This is a genomic window from Pseudomonas sp. 58 R 3 (assembly GCF_900006605.1).
GTDB lineage: Bacteria > Pseudomonadota > Gammaproteobacteria > Pseudomonadales > Pseudomonadaceae > Aquipseudomonas > Aquipseudomonas salomonii.
Window position 1 is genome coordinate 1 of sequence record NZ_CVTT01000022.1, and the last position, 18,402, is coordinate 18,402.

The 18,402-nt window shown below is 58.8% G+C and carries 12 protein-coding genes; 2 read left to right on the forward strand and 10 right to left on the reverse strand.

The features are described from left to right. Positions 1 to 191: 191 nt before the first annotated feature. Positions 192 to 833, reverse strand: a complete 642-nt coding sequence (locus tag BFP92_RS01970) for an FMN-dependent NADH-azoreductase (protein ID WP_065911397.1) — start codon at positions 831 to 833, stop codon at positions 192 to 194. Positions 834 to 928: 95 nt separating this feature from the next. On the opposite strand from BFP92_RS01970, the gene BFP92_RS01975 reads away from it, so the two are divergent. Beyond that, positions 929 to 1,783: a LysR family transcriptional regulator gene (locus BFP92_RS01975; protein WP_058421483.1), complete on the forward strand. Its 855-nt coding sequence runs from the start codon at positions 929 to 931 to the stop codon at positions 1,781 to 1,783. A 3-nt stretch (positions 1,784 to 1,786) separates the two neighbouring features. On the opposite strand, the gene poxB is transcribed toward BFP92_RS01975, so the two are convergent. The 7 genes from poxB to BFP92_RS02010 all read right to left on the reverse strand — a co-directional run bounded on the left by poxB (position 1,787) and on the right by BFP92_RS02010 (position 11,624). Next, positions 1,787 to 3,511, reverse strand: coding sequence for a ubiquinone-dependent pyruvate dehydrogenase (gene poxB / locus BFP92_RS01980; protein WP_065911399.1), 1,725 nt, complete (start codon positions 3,509 to 3,511; stop codon positions 1,787 to 1,789). Between the two features lie 118 nt (positions 3,512 to 3,629). Then, positions 3,630 to 5,183 (reverse strand): type VI immunity family protein, encoded by a 1,554-nt coding sequence (locus BFP92_RS01985; protein WP_065911401.1) that lies wholly within the window; start codon positions 5,181 to 5,183, stop codon positions 3,630 to 3,632. Between the two features lie 2 nt (positions 5,184 to 5,185). Further along, complete coding sequence (locus BFP92_RS01990; protein ID WP_065911403.1) at positions 5,186 to 6,064, reverse strand: VRR-NUC domain-containing protein; 879 nt, start codon at positions 6,062 to 6,064, stop codon at positions 5,186 to 5,188. Then, positions 6,064 to 8,430 (reverse strand): type VI secretion system Vgr family protein, encoded by a 2,367-nt coding sequence (gene tssI / locus BFP92_RS01995; RefSeq protein WP_065911405.1) that lies wholly within the window; start codon positions 8,428 to 8,430, stop codon positions 6,064 to 6,066. The genes BFP92_RS01990 and tssI overlap by 1 nt, the downstream gene beginning before the upstream one ends. Before the next feature lie 23 nt (positions 8,431 to 8,453). Continuing rightward, positions 8,454 to 9,245 (reverse strand): type IVB secretion system protein IcmH/DotU, encoded by a 792-nt coding sequence (icmH, locus tag BFP92_RS02000; RefSeq protein ID WP_083221682.1) that lies wholly within the window; start codon positions 9,243 to 9,245, stop codon positions 8,454 to 8,456. A gap of 242 nt (positions 9,246 to 9,487) precedes the next feature. Continuing rightward, positions 9,488 to 9,982, reverse strand: coding sequence for a DUF934 domain-containing protein (locus BFP92_RS02005; RefSeq protein ID WP_058421468.1), 495 nt, complete (start codon positions 9,980 to 9,982; stop codon positions 9,488 to 9,490). Continuing rightward, on the reverse strand, positions 9,966 to 11,624 hold the full coding sequence (locus tag BFP92_RS02010; RefSeq protein WP_017136919.1) for a nitrite/sulfite reductase: 1,659 nt from the start codon (positions 11,622 to 11,624) through the stop codon (positions 9,966 to 9,968). Before BFP92_RS02010 ends, BFP92_RS02005 begins: the two co-directional genes overlap by 17 nt. Positions 11,625 to 12,046: 422 nt before the next feature. On the opposite strand from BFP92_RS02010, the gene BFP92_RS02015 reads away from it, so the two are divergent. Further along, positions 12,047 to 13,114 (forward strand): ABC transporter substrate-binding protein, encoded by a 1,068-nt coding sequence (locus BFP92_RS02015; RefSeq protein WP_065911406.1) that lies wholly within the window; start codon positions 12,047 to 12,049, stop codon positions 13,112 to 13,114. On the opposite strand, the gene BFP92_RS02020 is transcribed toward BFP92_RS02015, so the two are convergent. Both BFP92_RS02020 and BFP92_RS02025 read right to left on the reverse strand, forming a co-directional pair. Continuing rightward, positions 13,111 to 13,329, reverse strand: coding sequence for a DUF2970 domain-containing protein (locus BFP92_RS02020; RefSeq protein ID WP_065911407.1), 219 nt, complete (start codon positions 13,327 to 13,329; stop codon positions 13,111 to 13,113). The two genes, BFP92_RS02015 and BFP92_RS02020, sit on opposite strands and share 4 nt — an antisense overlap. Before the next feature lie 63 nt (positions 13,330 to 13,392). Further along, positions 13,393 to 18,249 carry a dermonecrotic toxin domain-containing protein gene (locus tag BFP92_RS02025; protein WP_065911409.1) on the reverse strand — a complete coding sequence of 1,619 codons (4,857 nt, stop codon included), beginning with the start codon at positions 18,247 to 18,249 and terminating at the stop codon, positions 13,393 to 13,395. Positions 18,250 to 18,402 lie beyond the last annotated feature (153 nt).

Sequence of the window (18,402 nt, forward strand, 5' to 3'; positions counted from 1 at the left end):
CGCCATGGATGGCGCGTGGCGGCGGCCCCCCAAATCAGTGTCGGATTGCGGGCATGCCGAGCCACAGCGAGGCACCGAGTGTTGGGGCGAGGACCTTTTGCTTACTTTTCGGTCCTTCGAAAAGTGAGTCGCTGTAAGAGCGAAACCATAAGCCGCCGTTACCTAAATAACGGATATACACTCAGCAGACCCTAACCCCCAACCAACCCCAATCGGTCAGCAAGCTTCAGCGCCACCCCCGCACTTTCAAGGCGCGACACCAGATCCACCTCCGCCCCCAAAATAGTTTTTTCCACATAAAGCGAGTGCACATCGGTCACCCCGATAAACCCCAGCCAAGCCTCCATATAGGGCTTCTGAAAGTCCATCGCCTGCGCGCCAGGCGCCGAAAAATCCATCCCCCGCGCATACACATTCACCGCGATTTTGTTGTGCAGCAAGCCCCGCACCCCATGCTCCGGGCTGAACTCAAACAGCACGTCCTTCTGCGACACCACGTCGATAAAGTGCTTGAGCTTGTAGGGGATCGCGAAATTCCACAACGGCACCGAGAACACCAACACATCTGCCCGATGCAGGTGAGCCGCCAGCGCTTTGAGGGTGGTCCACGCCGCGCTTTGCTCATCGCTTAATGGCGTACCCGCAATGCCCGCGTATTTGGCGTCCATCACCGGCCCGGCAAACTCCGGCAAGTCCAGCGCCCATAAATCCAGGGTCACTACTTGAGTATCCGGGGCGTTCTGCTGGTAGCGGGCGATAAACTGGCGAGCGATTTCCAGCGACGCGGAGCGCTGTTTGCGCGGCGAACATTCGATGTGCAGGAGCGTGGTCATGGTGGGGCCTCGGGTAAGTTGACCAGAGCATTGCAACATAATGCTGATTGGAATATAAATCGTCTTTTCATCACCTATTGATCACCAATCAGAATATGTTCGACGCCTTGTTGCTCAAAACCTTCGTCGCTGTGGTCGATGAAGGCGGTTTCAGCCGCGCCGCAGAGCGCCTGCACCTGACGCAATCGGCCGTCAGCGGGCATTTGCGCCGTCTGGAAGAGCAGGTGGGCAAACCCTTGCTCACCCGCACCACGCGCTCACAGCAATTGACGCCCGATGGTGAACGGCTGATGGCCTATGCCCGTGGCATCCTCGCCCTGAACCGGGACGCCTGGGCCGAGCTGACGCGTTCGGCGTTTGAAGGAAACCTGCGCGTAGGCGTGTCGGAAGAGTTCGCGGACGCGCGCCTGTTGCGTGAGCTGCAAAACGTCGCGGCGCAATACCCTGGCATGCATATCAGCGTGCAGGTGGGCATTCCCGGTTCGTTGCTGAGTTTGATGAAGCAGGGTGAGCTGGATGTGGTGGTCGGCTCGTTGTGCGAATCCAGTGAGCCAGGTTTGGCGCTGTGGCGTGAGCCATTAGTCTGGGCTTGGTCCGGGCAGCCGCTGGTGGCCTTGCCGAACCCGTTGCCACTGGCCTTGTTCCCTGAGCCATGCCCGTACCGCGAGGCGGCGCTGACCCGTCTGGCCCAGGCCGGCATCGCCCAGCGCAGCGCCATGCAGTGCAGCAGTTATGCGGCGCTGCATGCCGCCGCGTTGGCCGGGTTTGCGATTGCACCCATGGCGCAGAGCCAAGTCGGGCCGGGCTTGACGGTACTCGGCGCCGAACACGGTTTACCCGCGTTGCCGGATGCCGAATTCCGCCTGTTCAGCGCGCCCGAGGCGGACCCGCGCCTGGTTGAGATAATCACCCAGGTGGTGGTCCGCTACGGCGCTGTGCGTCGCCACTGACGCTCAGCGCAACCAGTTGGTGCGCGCCAGTTCGAGCACTTCGTCGCCACGCCCGCTCATCACCGCCTTGAGCATGTACAGGCTGAAACCCTTGGCCTGTTCCAGCTTGATGGTCGGCGGCATCACCAATTCCTGGGTAGCGGTGACCACGTCCACCAGCACCGGGCCGTCATGGGCCAGGGCGCGGCGCAAGGCCGGTTCGAGGTCTTCGGACTGTTCCACGCGAATGCCGAGGATGCCCATGGCATTGGACATGGCGGCAAAATCCGGGTTTTTCAGCTCGGTGCCGGTGTCCAGGTAGCCGGCGGCCTTCATCTCCATGGCGACAAACCCGAGTGACGAGTTATCAAACACGATGACCTTCACCGGCAATTTCAATTGCGCCAGCGAGATGAAGTCGCCCATCAACATGGCGAAGCCGCCGTCGCCGGACATCGAGATCACCTGGCGCCCGGGGAACGCGGCCTGCGCGCCGATGGACTGGGGCATGGCATTGGCCATCGAACCGTGGTTGAACGAGCCGATCAGGCGACGTTTGCCGTTCATCTTCAAATACCGCGCCGCCCACACGGTGGGCGAGCCGACGTCGGCGGTGAAGATCGCATCGTCATCGGCCAGCTCACTGAGCAAGCGCGCCACGTACTGCGGGTGAATCGGTCGGTCGGCCTTCGATGGCTGCGCCAGGTCATCCAGACCTTGGCGGGCTTTCTCATAGTGCTTGAGCGAGGTGTCGAGGAAGCTGCGGTCGGTCTTGCGTGTCAGGCGTGGCAGCAGTGCGTCGATGGTCTCGCTCACGTCGGCGGCGATGCCCAGGTCCAGGGTGGCGCGACGGCCCAGCGCCTGCGGGTTGCGGTCGACCTGAATGATCTTGGCATCGGTCGGGTAGAACTGGCGATAGGGGAAGTCGGTGCCGAGCATGATCAGCGTGTCGCAGTTGAGCATCGCGTGGTAACCGGAGCTGAAGCCGATCAGGCCGGTCATGCCCACATCAAACGGGTTGTCCCACTCCACATGCTCCTTGCCGCGCAAGGCATGCACCACCGGCGCGCCCAGGGCATCGGCCAGGGCTACCACCTGGTCGTGGGCGCCGGCACAGCCGCTGCCGCACAGCAGGGTGACTTTCTCGCTGCTGTGCAGGATTTCGCTGAGGCGCTGCAGGTCTTGTTCCGCCGGCAAGGTGCGCGGCGCGTGCAGGGCCGGCCAGGGCTTGAGTTTGTCTTCCACTTCGAGCAGCGAGATATCGCCTGGGATCACCACCACCGCCACGCCGCGATTGAGGATCGCCGAACGCATGGCGCGGTGCAGCACCTGGGGCATCTGCGCCGGGTTGGTGACCAGCTCGATAAAGTGGCTGCACTCTTTGAACAGTTCCTGCGGATGGGTTTCCTGAAAGTAGTTCAGACCGATCTCGGAGGAGGGGATTTGCGCGGCGATGGCCAGCACCGGCACATGGTTGCGATGGCAGTCGAACAGGCCATTGATCAAATGCAGGTTACCCGGCCCGCAGCTGCCGGCACACACCGTCAACTCGCCGGTGGCAGCGGCCTCGGCGCCGGCGGCGAAGGCGGCCACTTCTTCGTGGCGCACGTGCATCCACTCGATGCTGTCCATGGTGCGCAGGGCGTCGGTCAGGCCATTGAGGCTGTCGCCGGTCAGGCCCCAGATGCGCTTGATGCCCGCCTGTTCAAGGGTGGTCGCCAACTGCTGGGCCAGGTTGATTTTCGCCATGAAGAACTCCAATCGTCAGTGAGGTTAAAGGCTGCTGATCAGTAGAGGACAGTTTGAACAGGGCGGATGTTCAGCCTTTAATGTGAAGATTGGGTCATGGCGGCGCAGCAGGTGTCACTCAAACCTGCACTATTCCCAGCCAACGCCAGACAACTTTCTCATCATCAACCTGGGGAAGTCGGACCCCGTATTCGAATACCTGTTCGGTTCCCGCTTTGTAATCGCAGACCCACAGTCCTGGATAAGGGCAGGTTTCACCGCTGCATGCACGCATGCCGCTCACGGCCCACAACCAGCGCACGCTCCTGCCTTCATGCAGTGGAAGGTGTTCATTCAGCTGGACCGTGCAATTCACGCAGCGATCAAGCTCCATTTCCCAGTGGCCGGCGCGAGGTGCCGGTTCGTTGCTGTGAGCCTGCCGGGCGGGTTCTGGCGGTGTCTGGTCTGGATCGCGTTGCCAAAACACGAGATTGTCTGCGAGCGTTGGCAAAATATCCCCTTGTTTGAATTCGCGCCGCGAATCAGCCAGCTCCGGTACCCACCACCATCCGGCTTGGTTGCATGCCATACCCGCAACCATACTCAACGGCACGGACGTTCCCGACGTTTTGGCTGGGGCGGTGGGCGCAGGTGCTATGTGGCGGGATGCAGTCGTTGGCCAGTCGCTGTTGGCATCGAAACGGGCCATCCAACGTCGACTGTCGGCGTCGGTAAAACGCTCATTGGGGTCACCGTCCCATTGGCCGAAGCCCAGTAATCCCAAGTCGTCATAGCGGATAGGCTTGAGCAGTTTGTTCAAGAGCATGGGCAGCTCGGGCACGCCGTGTTCGACGGGATAAAGCTCGGGTTGTTCACCCAGCTCGATCCACTGGCCGCTGTGCAGTTCGGTGATGCTGATACGTGGGTGAGCCAGCGCGTCGCGTACCTGTTCACGGGTGAGGTTGAGTTTTTCGCGCCAGTGGTCGGCCAGCAGGAAGGCCCAGGTGGGAGGGCGGATGCCGTTGGGTAGTTCGTCGCGCATGCCAAAAGGGTATTCGATGTCGAGCCCATAGAAAGCCGAGGTCAGCGCGCGCTCCCAAGTGGTAACTTCCGCCCGCGTGCCATATTCCATTGGGTTGGCCATGGCGAAACCGCTGTAGACCTGATGAGCCTTGAGCAGGTCAATGGTCCTGAGCACGAACTGGCGCCACGCATCGCGGTTGTCCAGCCACCATTGCCAGCGGTAGTAGAATGAAATTGAGGAATAATTGGTTCTGGTTCCCTCTGCCTCGAGCGGACTGCGCCAGAAATGACCTGCCGTCGTCGGGGAGGAGGCATGGTTTGCTTCGTCTGTGAACCAGAAAGCGAAGGTAAGGCTTGGATGGGCATCCATGGCCTGCTTGCGCAGCTCAGGTTCCTCCTCGGGGTAGGGATGAGGGCGATCTGCGTCTGGATGAATTGTCATGGTGTATGGGTGGCCAAGCAGTTGCTCGAAGGCTTCGTGAATATCCACCATCAATAGCGCGACATCCCGATGGTCGTCACGGGAGGGATGGAAATAGAAGCTTAGGAAAGGGCTGATGCTATGACGGGCTACCTCATCAGTACCCCAGTCGGTGTTGGGCCACTCTTTAAGCTCTGCAATAAACTCATCACGCTCTTCTTCGTCAAACAGTCTATGAGTGGTACTCACGGCTATCTCCTGTTTTTGTTGCCTTTGGTTGTTGAGTTGTTCTTCTCATCTGCTGCGAAACCAACGCAATCCTCCGGCACCCTCAAAAGCGCAACTTTCTCCTTGCCGACTTTGGGTGGATTGACGCCTGTTTGCGGTGTCATGAGCCGGACGTAATCATTCAGTTGTTCGTCTCTCACCCAATCCCCCGGAAACTTGATCTCCACCGCCGCAAACACATTCTCGGTTTCAAAAGGCTCCTGCCGGTACTCAACCACCACCAGGTCCGGCGCAAGCAAACCCTTGGGCCGTGGCCAAAAAGGCTGTACTGCACTTCCAAAGCGTTTGGGCCGCGTAGCCGGGTCACCCAACAACGCCTTCTTGCTGTTGCCGTTGTAGTTGGGCTCTGCCTTGAGCGGGCTACGCCACCCCAGCGCCTCGTCCACGGCTTCAAAAAACAGTGAGGCGGTGAATTGCTTCAGGGCGATTTCAATGGTGGTTTCCACGGTATCGCCGGCGATTTTCTTGCGAATCCGGCGTGGCACCTTGATTGGCATCTGCAACGCAACGGTGCAGACCTGGCTGATCGCCGGGCGAAAAGGCACCTTGCGTTCGATGTACTCCTTGAACGTAATGTTCTCCTGGCCTCGCCGGGAAACCGTGCTGTTGCCGCCGCGATCCACCACGGCAAAGGTTGAGCTTTTGACCTCGATTTCATGGGTCATCGCTTCAATGGTGGCCCGAAGCGTGTCCTTGATCTGTTTCCTGCGCTCGGCAATCTCCAAGGCGAGCTGGGCGAGCTCGGCGGCGGTTTTGGTGTTTTCAAATGCTTGATTAGTACGATAGGCGCGATAGGCACCGTCGATAATCCGAGCGACAACGGGGGCTAGAGGACCTGGCATCAGTCACGTTCTCCCTTGTGTTGATCCAGAAAACCGTCGGGGAAAATGGCGGTGGCTTCAACGGGGGAGCCTTGGTCATCAACGGCCATCAGATAGGGCTGCCAGGTTTCGGTAATTTGCTGGTCGTCGCGCATGATTGCCTTGTGGGCCTGCACGGAGGTGGATGTCTCAGTCACTGTCCACTCAGTTCCACCCCGAGGGCAGGTCAGGCCTTCGGCAAGGAGCGCCGTGCCGTCCGTGATGCGATATCGATAGCCTGCAAAAGCACGTTGATCGTTTTTGAGCAACGTGTAGCGTCCCAGGAACGCTCCCGTCGGTAGTGCAGGATTCTGTGGAAGGCCAAGTGGGTTAGCCGTGCCGAGCGGGTCTGTGGTTACGGGACCTTTGATCCTGATGGCCAGACCATCGAGCGTAATGCCGTTGCCATCGATTGTGATGCTGCCCCCGGGAGCTCTCAGAACAAGGCGCTCGCCCGATGCAAGATCAAACACTCGAGTTTTTTGCTCAATACATTGTCCTGCCGAGAGGTGGAAACGGTTGCCCACGGATTGCTCAACGTTGCCGCCAATCTGCACGTTGTGGTCAGCAGCAATATTGTCAGATCGATCATTGGCAATTTCCTCGATTCGGTCACCACCAATGCTGATGTGATGGTTACGCCCCAGTTTGTGTGTTCGATCGCGGCCCACTTCCAGATGCTGGTCCTGAACGACAACAACGCGCTCATCGTTGCCCACTCGCTCGTTACGGTCGTGACCTATTTCTATTTGTTCGTTACGCTCGACTTTTTCGCTTCGGTCGTTACCCACGAAAGTGGTGTTGTTGTGCTTGATGTGGATGTTCTTGTCTTTTTCAGCATGGATAAACACCTCTTCCTGGCCCAACTCATCCTCGAAGCGCAGCTCATTGAAGCCAGAGCCCTTGTGGGTGCGGCTTTTGATGGTCATTCGTGTCTTGTGTTTGGGCAGTTGATAGAGCGGCAGATTGGTCTGTCTGTAGGCCGCCCCAGTGGCGATCGGCTGGTCAGGATCACCGTCCAAATAGCTGATCACTAGCTCCTGACCCACACGTGGAATGGCCATGGAGCCCCAGGTCGCCCCGGCCCAGCTTTGGGTGACACGGATCCAGCACGAGCTGTGGTCGTTGTTTTTGTCCGCGCGATCCCACGGGAACTGCACCTTGACCCGGCCCCATTCATCGCAATAAATCTCTTCCCCTGGCGGGCCGACCACCGTGGCGATCTGCGGGCCGTCGATGCAGGGTTTGTCACACAGCGGCGCTTTCCAGTCGGACATCCAGTGGATCGCGCTGGCCGTCATTTCGTAGGAGGTGCCGCTGTCGCTGCCGAATGCTTCCTCCTCCAGGCTGCAGTGCTGTTTGCCTTCGTGTGTGACAGTAACGGTGCGCCAGCGATCATTGAAGTCTTCACGCGGATGCTCGTTGAGGTCGAACGCCAGCCCCGGTTGCAGGCGCGCATCGTCACCGGCCACGTGCGCCAGCTTGGCGTCATTGCGCAGGGCGGTCAGGCGGGTCTTGGTAAAGGGCTTGCCGGCGATGTCGCGTTTGTAGCGGCCGGGATAGTCGTAGCGTTCGTAGTCCTTGTGCTGGTTGTTCAGGTCCTGGTCGCCGGTGGCGGTGTGCTGCTGGTTGTAGCGCGGATGGGTGAAGGTGTAGTCGCGCTGCACCTGGCGCGCAGTGCGTACCTGTTCGGTGTAGTGGAATCGGGTCAGTGCCGGTTCCGTGGCGTCGCCGCCGCCCATGGGTTGGTAGATCACCGGGCAATCGGTATGGGTGCCGATGGTGCCCAGGCCGCCGACGCGGTCGGTGAGGATGAGGGTGTGGCCGTCGGCGCGGTGTTCGAAGGTGTAGAGCAAGCCCTCTTCGGCGGCGAGACGGGCGATGAAATCGAGGTCGGTTTCACCGGCTTGTACGCAGTATTCGCGGGGTTGGTGCTCGAAGCAGATTTCGCTGCGGATATCGGTCAGCTTATGCTCGGCCAGCATGCTGGTGATGATGTCGGGCACGGTCTGGGCCTGGAAGATGCGCCAGTTGGAGCGCAGATCAAAACGCTTCAGGGTCGGCTCGACCACGGCGGTGTAGCGGGTGCGGCGAAAGCCGGTATCACCCTGCTGGAACAGGCTGACCAAGCCGTGGACGTGACGCACCGGGGTTTCATCGCGCCAGAGCGTGAACAGCCCGGCCAAATCGAGTACCCGGTTAAAATCGATGGCGGCATTATGGGTTGCCAGCTCCAGTGTTAACTTGAACGGTTGGGACAGGCCTTCTTCGAGCTTGAATGAAACAACTTCTAAGGCATCGCCTTTGAGCGGCTCAAAAGTGAAACGCAGATCGCTGTGACGGGACATGGCGGTTCTCTGGGGGGAAGGTGTTAGAGCTCCAGCACCCGCTCCAGGGATACGAGCACTTCTTGAGTGATTGCATCCAGGCGTATTGCGTAGATTGTGTATGCCACGCTCAGCACAACGACGGCCAAGGCCCAAGGTGTCCACAGCGGCCAAGTGCGTTTGATCCGATAATTGCGTGGTGCCACGTTAGTCAGCGGGTCAGTCAGGCGTGTGGGTGTCTCGCCGCGCAGGGGGCGCAGCAGGCTATGCAAGTGGTCGATGATTTTCTGTATTTCATCATCACCGTTGGCCTGGGTAGCGTATTTGCCTTGCAGGCCGGAAATCAGGCACTGGTACATGAATTCCAGGATGTGTTGGTATCTGGCGGCGTCCTGGGTCATACGCGTCAGCACCGTAAAAAATCGCTCGCCGCCCCAGGTTTCCTGGTGGAAGGCGTTGAGCAGCGAGCTTTGGCTCCATTGCGAGGATTTTCCCCACGGCGTGCGCATGACCACTTCATCCAGCAACAGGCACAGGCTGTAGGAGTAGGCCTTGAGCGTGCCGGGTTCATAGCCCAGTTGGCCTACTTCCTCCATTATTGCGGCGATATCGTTGTGCACGCTTTGGTATAGAGCCGGCACATCATTGTGTTGGTCCAGCCTGCGTAGACGGATGACCAGTCCGATCAAGGGGGTTGCCGCATCGCACAAAGGGTTCCATGCCACGCCACGCAAATCGAACTCAGGATCCGATAGCAGTGGAGCGGTTACGGTGGACACAGGAGCGGGCTGATCGCGCAGTGCTTGTGAGTCAGAGGGGGAGAGCAGTTCCGACATTGGAAAAATCCTGTTCTAAAGTGCCGCTATTAGAAACGCCGGAGTTCTGTTTAGTCATGTCGGATGGGGCTGGTTTTGTTGTGGTTCTTGGATGTAGGAAATTCCTCTTTTTCAATAGGCTTTATTGGATATTGCGGGTATGAAGGTTGCTCGGCCGAGGGCGTGGGTATTTGGTTCGTGTATTGAACTAAATGCAGCCCATAAAAAACCCTGGCAAGCCAGGGTTTTTCACAGCAGCAGGCTCAGCGGCGACGGAACAGCGGCAACGGTTCATCCGTGGCAGCCTGGTAGGTCACCGAAAAGTCCTTGAGGCTTTCCAGCGCTTCATACGGGTCTTTGTCGGCGCGCAAGGCGAAGGCATCGAACCCGCAACGGCGCAGGTAGAACAGCTGGTCGCGCAGCACATCGCCAATCGCGCGCAATTCGCCCTTGTAACCATAACGGTCACGCAGCAGGCGCGCGTTGGAGTAGTTGCGCCCGTCAGTGAAGGCCGGGAAGTTCAGGGCGATGACCTGGAAGTGCTGCACGTCGTCGCCGATCTCTTCGGCTTCCTCGTCGGCGTCCAGCCACACACCCAGGCCGCCGTCGCGGGCCTTGAGGGCGTGTGCGTGTTCGCGCCACAGGGCCAGCGGCACAATCAGGTCGTCGCAGTTGGAAATGCCGTCGAAGCTCGCGTCCTTGGGCAGCAGGTGCCAGGTTTCGTCGAGGACTTCGTTGTTCTTAATGATTCGCTGCATAGACGCGCTCCTTGAACAGGTCGATGCCGATGCGCTGGTAGGTGTCGATGAAACGCTCATCTTCGGTGCGCTGTTCGATGTACACGTCGATCAGTTTGCCGATCACCTCGGGCATGGCTTCCTGGGCGAAGGACGGGCCGAGGATCTTGCCCAGGCTCGCATCGCGGCTGGCGCTGCCACCCAGGGACACTTGGTAGAATTCTTCGCCTTTCTTGTCCACGCCCAGGATGCCGATGTGGCCGACGTGGTGGTGACCACAGGCGTTCATGCAACCGGAGATGTTCAGGTCCAGCTCGCCGATGTCGAACAGGTAGTCCAGGTCGTCGAAACGGCGCTGGATCGATTCGGCTATCGGGATCGACTTGGCGTTGGCCAGGGAGCAGAAATCGCCGCCCGGGCAGCAGATGATGTCGGTCAGCAGGCCGATGTTCGGCGTGGCAAAACCGCCTTCGCGCAGCTCGCCCCACAGGGTGAACAGTTGGCTCTGCTCGACGTCCGCGAGGATGATGTTCTGCTCGTGGGAGGTGCGCAGTTGGCCGAAGCTGTAGCGCTCGGCCAGGTCGGCGACGGCGTCCAGCTGCTTGTCGGTGATATCGCCCGGGGCAACGCCGGTAGGTTTGAGCGACAGGGTCACGGCCACATAGCCCGGTTTTTTGTGCGCCAGGGTGTTGCGCGTGCGCCAACGGGCAAAGCCTGGGTGCTGCTGGTCGAGGGCCGCCAGTTCGGCGTCCTGATTGCTCAGGGCCTTGTACTCAGGGTCGACGAAGTGCTTGGCCACACGGTGGACTTCGGCTTCGGTCAGGGTGGTCTGGCCGCCGCGCAGGTGTTCCATCTCGGCGTCGACCTTCTGGGCAAATACCTCAGGGGTCAGCGCCTTGACCAGGATCTTGATCCGGGCCTTGTACTTGTTGTCACGACGGCCATAGCGGTTATAAACCCGCAGGATGGCGTCGAGGTAGCTCAACAGGTCCTGCCAGGGCAGGAACTCATTGATGAAGGCGCCGACCACCGGCGTACGGCCGAGGCCGCCACCCACCAGCACACGGAAGCCCAACTCGCCGGCGGCGTTGTGCACCGGCTCAAGGCCAATATCGTGCACTTCGATCGCTGCGCGGTCCGAAGTCGAGCCATTGATGGCGATCTTGAACTTGCGCGGCAGGTAGGCGAATTCCGGGTGGAAGGTGGTCCACTGGCGCACGATTTCGCACCACGGGCGTGGGTCGATCAGCTCGTCAGCGGCAACGCCGGCGAATTGGTCGGTGGTCACGTTGCGCAGGCAGTTACCGCTGGTCTGAATCGCGTGCATCTGCACGGTCGCCAGCTCAGCGAGGATGTCCGGCACGTCTTCCAGCGCCGGCCAGTTGAACTGAACGTTCTGGCGGGTACTGATGTGGGCGTAGCCTTTGTCGAAGTCGCGGGCAATCTTGGCCATCATGCGCGTCTGGCGCGAGGTCAGTTGGCCATAAGGCACGGCAACCCGCAGCATCGGCGCAAAGCGCTGAACATAAAGGCCATTTTGCAGGCGCAGAGGGCGGAACTCTTCTTCGCTCAGTTCACCTGCTAGGTAGCGTCGGGTCTGATCACGGAACTGCTTGACGCGGTCCTCGATGATGCGCTGATCGTATTCGTCGTATACGTACATATAGGTCCTGTTCTCGGCAAATCTGCGCGCACGGCCGCGCACTCCCAACGGAGCCGGCGCACGATACCAGTTTGCGTTTATGCGCAAAAGTGATGTTTGAGTATATGTAAATAACCAAATTGACTAATGAGAACCGTTATCGCGATACCCACATTTGTCATGCGGGCAATCATCAACTTTACTGTGCTCGTGTCTTCGTGCAATCACCTATAAAACCGACAAGAGGCGATGCGATGAGCAACTCCACCAAAGCCCGTAAACCTGACAGTACCGTTGATGCCTGGGCCATTCTGTTTCTGATAATCCTGGTGGTTGGAACCGCCGTGTTCTGGGTTAGCCACCAATAAAGAAGGTTGATTGAACCTCGATTGACTGTCGCATTGCCACTATGATGGCGATCAATATTCGAGGCACAAACAACCATGTTGAAGGTTCTGATTGCGTGTGTGGGGTTGCTGGGGTCGGTCTATGGGGCGATGGCCCAGGCGACGTCAGTGGTGTTTCTCAACCCGGGCGCGTCCACGGAAACCTTTTGGGTCAGCTACGCGCAATTCATGCAGGCCGCCGCCAAGGACCTCGGCCTGGATTTGCGTGTGCGTTATTCCGACCGCAACGCGGATAACACGCTGGCTCATGCCCGTGAGGCGCTGCAAGGCGGCGAGCGGCCCGATTACCTGGTGCTGGTGAATGAGCAATACGTCGCCCCGCAGATTCTGCGCATGGCCCAGGGCACTGGGGTCAGGTTGCTGATGGTCAATAATGCGCTCACCGCCGACCAGATGCAGTTGCTCGATGCGCATAAAGACGCGCAGTGGATCGGCAGCCTGGTGGCCGACGACGAGCAAGCCGGTTATCTGATGCTCACTGATCTTGTGCGCCAACATGGCCCGATCGCCCCAGGCGAGTCGCTCGGCCTGCTGGCGTTTTCCGGCGCCAAAAATACCCCGGCCGCGCAACTGCGCGAACAAGGCTTGCGCCGGGCCCTGGCCGAGCACCCCGAAGTGCGCCTGCGCCAATTGGTCTATGGTGAGTGGAACCGTCAACGCGCCTTTGAACAAGGCACGCAGATGTTCAAGCGTTACCCACAGACAGCGCTGGTATGGTCAGCCAATGACGAGATGGCGCTGGGGGCAATGCAGGCCTTGCAAGACAGCGGGCGGGTGCCGGGCAAGGACGTTCTGTTCAGCGCGGTCAACAGCTCGCCCGAGATCCTGCAGGCGCGTCTTGGGGGGCGGCTGACCACTCTGGTTGCAGGTCACTTCACCTTGGGCGGTTGGGCCATGGTGCTGATCCATGATGATGCCCAGGGGCTCGACATCAGCGCCTATGGCGGGCGTGATCGCCAGCAGGCGCTGTTCCAGCTCATCGACAGCGCGCAGGCCCGCCGCTTGTCAGGGCCGACAACGGCGGTGGATTTCCGTGCGCTGTCGGCCGTGGGCAAGCCCGCGTCCTATCGCTACCCGTTCAGCCTGCAACTGCTGCTGCGTTAGGCGCCGGCCAGGTGCAGCACCAGCTTGACGATGCCAAACAGGGTCAGGGCAAACACTGCCGTGAACAGAATACCCAGGATCACAAAGTGGCTGGGCTTGCCGTGGGTGAAATCGCGGGCGCGGTTCTTGCCGCTTTGCACGCCGAAAGCCGCCGCCATCACGCTGTGCAGCATCTGCCAGAAGGTCGGCGGCTTGTTATCGATTGGATCGTCCATACAGCCCTCGTCAGCCGGATTATCCTACAGAGCATAGACAATCTGGCCGCCCGACCTGGAACTTCACTCAGGTATCAGTACCTCCAGCTTGAGAAACAACTCTTGGTCCAGTGGTGGCCGGATTTTAGCGGTCTCGTAGATGACTAACGCGCGGTTGCTCGAGCGTGCCTTCTCGATCAGTTGAGCACGGGTGAAACGCCGATCCTCTTTGGTCTTGAGGTGGCCGAAAGGCGATTGCGAGGGCGGCGTATCGACGGCTGGGTAGTGGAAGTGGGCGTACCACAACACGGTCTCTTCGAACGTTGCTCCTGCTTTGATTTTGCTCCGGTCACGAATCACGTACTCGGTGAGGAAGTCACCGGCCGCCAGTGGAATACGACTGCCCAGCAGATTGATATCGACAAAGCCATGCTTCCATAAATAGGCGACTTTATCGGCTTTGGGCCGCTGTAGTTTGTAACCCTCGGCGCAGGCTATGCGGGCCGCTGTTGTGGCGTCTCCGGCCTTGGCCTGGTATTCATCGATCAACACGATGGCACCGGTATTGGCACTGTGGTCGCGTTTGAGTTCTGTGGCGAGGGCTTCGAATTTTTCCGCGTGTTGGCTCAACATAACGTCCCATTCGTAAGGACTCAGGCTTTCCACTCGGCTGGGCTCTCGAAGCCCTCTCTGTTGGAAGAGAATGCTCGCATCAATACCGGCCCGCTGGCCGTCGAGGGTCTGTGCATCCGCCTTTATCCTCTTCAATGATCGAGCCGCAGGCGCGGGAGCCTTTGCTTTCGGACCGTCGGGATCGACAATTTTCCAGACGTTTTCACTGGCATGTTCATGGTAAGTGGCGAAGATCTCATTGGTGAACGGGTCCTTGATGTCGACGTAATTACCTGAAGCGTCAGCCGTCCTCGGGCGCATGTCGCCCACCAGGCTCTTCTTGTCGACGGTTTTGATCACCCTCCGGTTGCTTGGTTTTTGCCGTTTGGTTTTATCCTGCGCAGGTTGAGGGGTAATCTTTTCTTCAATCAGGATCAGGTTCGCAAGCCGTGCTTCAACATCGGCGCGGGCCTCGCTGAGCTGTTCCAGGAACGGCGCGCTATAGTCCTCTTGAATGAGCGGGGAACCCATTTCAATTAACGAGCTGACGGCACTTCCCAGCTGTTCATATTGCTGAAGTAAGTTCTTGAATACGTCCATTTGCTCTGAGGTGGAGTAGCCGGTAGTCGTCTGTATTTCCGTATGCGTGTTAATACTGGCGTAGAGTTGGCGATCCGTGAGCACGTCGAGGAAAGGGCGCTGTTCCGGTTTATCGGTATCCAGTGCACGATTCACTAGCAGTTCAATAAACGCTAACAAAATGTTTTGCTTTATCCGGAATGAGGATATGGGTTGACTAGGGTTGAAGTCTCTCAACAGTTTTTCATGCAGTGCCGCGCCCGCTTGCTTAAGTGTGGCTTCGTATTTTTCTGTGGCATCGAGGGCTTCTTTAAGCGCTTCTAATCGTTGCGTGGCGCCACGGATGAACGCCTTGTAGCCGTCCGTGACCTTGTCCGGCAGTTCTCTGTTCATACGATTGAGCAATTCAAGAAGGCTTTCGCCGCGCGGGGTTTGCAGCGTCAGTGAGATTTTTTTATGCAGGTAGCCATAGGTAAATAGCCAATGCTGGTAAATGTTAGTTATGACGTTATTTCGTAAATCGGTGTATTCCTTTTCTACCCTGTCCACTGCTATCAGTTCGTCAACTTTGGCCACCGACGCTTCCAGTGCGTTTATAAAGGGCTGTGTATTTTCCTGATAGTTTTCGAATGCAAGGCCCCATGCGCTTTTGGCGTGCAGTGTCGAGGCTTGCCTTTGTTCATGCCGCTCAGCGATTCTGGGGCGTAATGCGGGGAGTAATTCGGGGTTGCTGAGTAATTCCCAATCTTTCCTCAAGGCGAGCAGCCGCTCGTCAAGTTGAGCCCCACTGCGCACGACGGCTTCGTTGAACGGTTGGGCATGTTTTGCCAGGACCTGCGCTTCTTGATTGAGGATGGCCAGCTCCGAGCTGAGCTCGGCGATGCGTTGGGTCTTATGCGCTCGCAGTGCGCTGATGCCGGTCCTGCGCATGCCCCCCTCCAGCCTGGCATGTCGGTCCAACCGCCAATGCCCCTGGCCGTTGGTGACCAGCCTGAAGCCTGGATGCAACGGATGCTGCGGATCAATCAGATAGACGTCGCCGAAACCGGGCACCACGCTCACCTGAAACAGCAGCCCGCCAACGCTGGCATGCCATTTTTCGTCAATCCAATAGAGCCCTTTGAGAACACCCGTGGGCAGTGGGGATGGTGGTGGGTCGGGCCAAGGCACCTTCACTTCCAACAGTGCCTTGAGCAATTTTGCGCTGGCTTGAGGGCTGGCAATCGAGCGGCTGAAGTCCAGCGTCGTATGGCCTGTCGCCGGCGGCTCGCCGGGAAATGCCACTGAGCCGATGCGGACCTCTGCGATAGGTTGCTGGTGGGCCAGGCCCACGGTGCGACGCCAGGCTCGCAATGGTAGGGTGTGCTCCGCTGCGCTCGGTTCCGACAGCGGTTGGTGTGACCTGTTGGTGGGTGTCGCCGTGTGCAGCAACACCATCGCGGTGTTGAGCAACAGATCAATCAGCGCCAACTCACGGGTGGTTGGGTCTTCACTGTCCAGGCCGGCCAAATCCTGCTCCAGGCTGCTGACCAGCACCATGAACCACCCCACCAGCATGGCCGGCCCCTGTACCAAGGGCAGCAACAGGGTATTGAACAGCAGCCAGGCACCTTCCATCATAACGGCCCAGCGGCTTTCGCTGTTGGATACCGACTCGCGATCCGCCAGGTCAACCAGGGCCCTTGCAGTACTGCCGAATAGATGGCTGAGCAGTTGTCCATTGATTTGCGACTGCATCCATTCGCCAGCGCCCTCATCGATGGCCAGGGTGGCAGGGCTTGGTTTTTCAGGGGGGGTGAACTCGTCTCCAGGCAAGAAATGAACGATGTGAGGTTCCTTGATTCCGCCGTGGTCATAGATGGGGCGGGCCTTGTCGGTTAGCCACGTCAGTATGCTGTCTTGCAGTTCGCCGGGTGTGACCAGCGCATCCAGCAGGGCTTGGCGGGTCGGAAATTCATGTAGGGCCTCGTCATACAGCGGCCGATACAGCAAGTGCGGGCCGACGCTGGCGTCACGCGGTTCAATGATAAATACATTGTTGACTTCATCGGGCCTGGCCCCGGGTTTACGACACAGGGCCAGAGGGCGCAGGACGATCTCCTGTTCGTCGACGACTCTGTCCGTTGGCATCTCACCCATCAATGCCTTCACATACCGGTAGCCTGTGACAGTAACGCCGTTAAGTTGCCGGATCTTGCACTCCAGCGCCAGCATCGGCAGCTTGACCTTGAGTTCGCGGGTGAACAACGTCTCGCGTTGCCGGGCGTCATCCGTGTCGGACAACAGTAGATCCTTGATTTTTTGCGGGTAGGTGGTACCGATGTCGACGCGCTGGATCAGGCCGGTTCTGCCTAAGAGATACTCTTCGTTCAACCATGCGGGCAACGGCGTGGCGCCTTTGGAAGATAGCTTCAACACGCCAGAGGGTTTACCGGCCAGGTTCTTCAGGGCCAGTTCTGTCAACGACATACGCACGTGCTCGATTATACCGGCAGTGCCTGGAAGCCCGGCCGCCACGGTGAAGTCCAGCACCACTTCATCGGGGTCGAAATCTTCATGATCGGCCTGCATCTGCTTGCGCAGCGCTTCACGGCTGAAGCGGTGGATGCTTTCAATGCCCTGATCGAATGATCGGCCTTGGTTTTGTCGCAACACCCGCGCCATGTCCTGAAGGTGGCGGTGGTAGGCAAAGCTGTCAGTGGCTGTGGCTTGCTTGAACCATTCAGGCAGGTGGTCACTGACTTTTTGCATGAGCGGGGCTGCGGGTGTCGGGATGTTGGTAAAAAGCAGCGCCGGATCGGTGATTTTGTCCAAGCGTCGCTCAAGGGTTTTCTCGTCTTGCCCCTCAAACACAAGCGTCGCCAAGTCTTCAAGTTGTTGATTGAGGATCAAGCCGGCTTGCTGTTCGAACACATTGCCGTCTGGTTCATTGCGCCTCCAGGTCATGCTGTCGAACTGGTACTGGTCCTGCATCCGCGTGCCCCAGGCCTGACCGAAGGCATCAATGGAGTCAAACGCCTCGATAACGCCGGCGACGCTGTACAGCAACACTTGTTTTTCACGGACCAGCAGCAGGTGCGGCGTCAGCAAGCGCGCTTGCTTATCGGCGGTGGTGAAAGTGTTTTCAATGAAATAGGTGTAGGTAGGGGGCGAAGAATGGGGCAGACGCTCGAGTAATACCGGCCAGGCGGCGACGACAGTCAGCATATCCCGCTGGGTGTCGTTCAGGCTTGATTGGCCCGCTGCCGCTGCGGTCATTTGACCGTTGAGAAAGGTGCCCAGCCATTGCCAGCGGCTGTTGCCGTGGCTGTCAATAACGCTCCAGTAGTCGGCCAGGTCGTACTGAAAATAGAGGTACAGCGATGAGCGCAGTTCGTCGATGATTTGCGCGATGACTTTCATGTCGATGAGCGCGGGCGGCACAGGTTTCAGAATCTTGGGGATTTGCTGCGTCAGGTAATAGGGCAGTTCGCGTTTTGAGTGAAGGTCCAGCGATTGCGGGTTCAGGACATGCGCGAGGGTGACTTCCATCAACGATCGGTAGGTGTAGTGGCCGGTGGAGGTCGGAATGGCTAGTTGCACGTCGAGCAGGTTTAGCTCAAGGGTAGGGTAGCGCTCCAGGATGAGGTTGCGCAGTGCGTTGAACACGACGGAATACAACACCGGGCGGGTGGCGAAATGTGCATGAACGGCTTTGGCGGGTAATTGGCTCAGCGCCACGGGTAATGCAGGAGCAGTTGGGTCGGGCATGACGAAATCCTTTTTCTGTGTGAAACCGGTGTTTTTCAGGCTGCCGGCTCAGCGAACCGGGGGTGGTCCGGTACAGGAAATCGCATTTCGTCATCGCAGATGCGGTAGGCGATTATCGCCTACCGCCCCACCGTGGGTTTCGCTCAGTTTGGC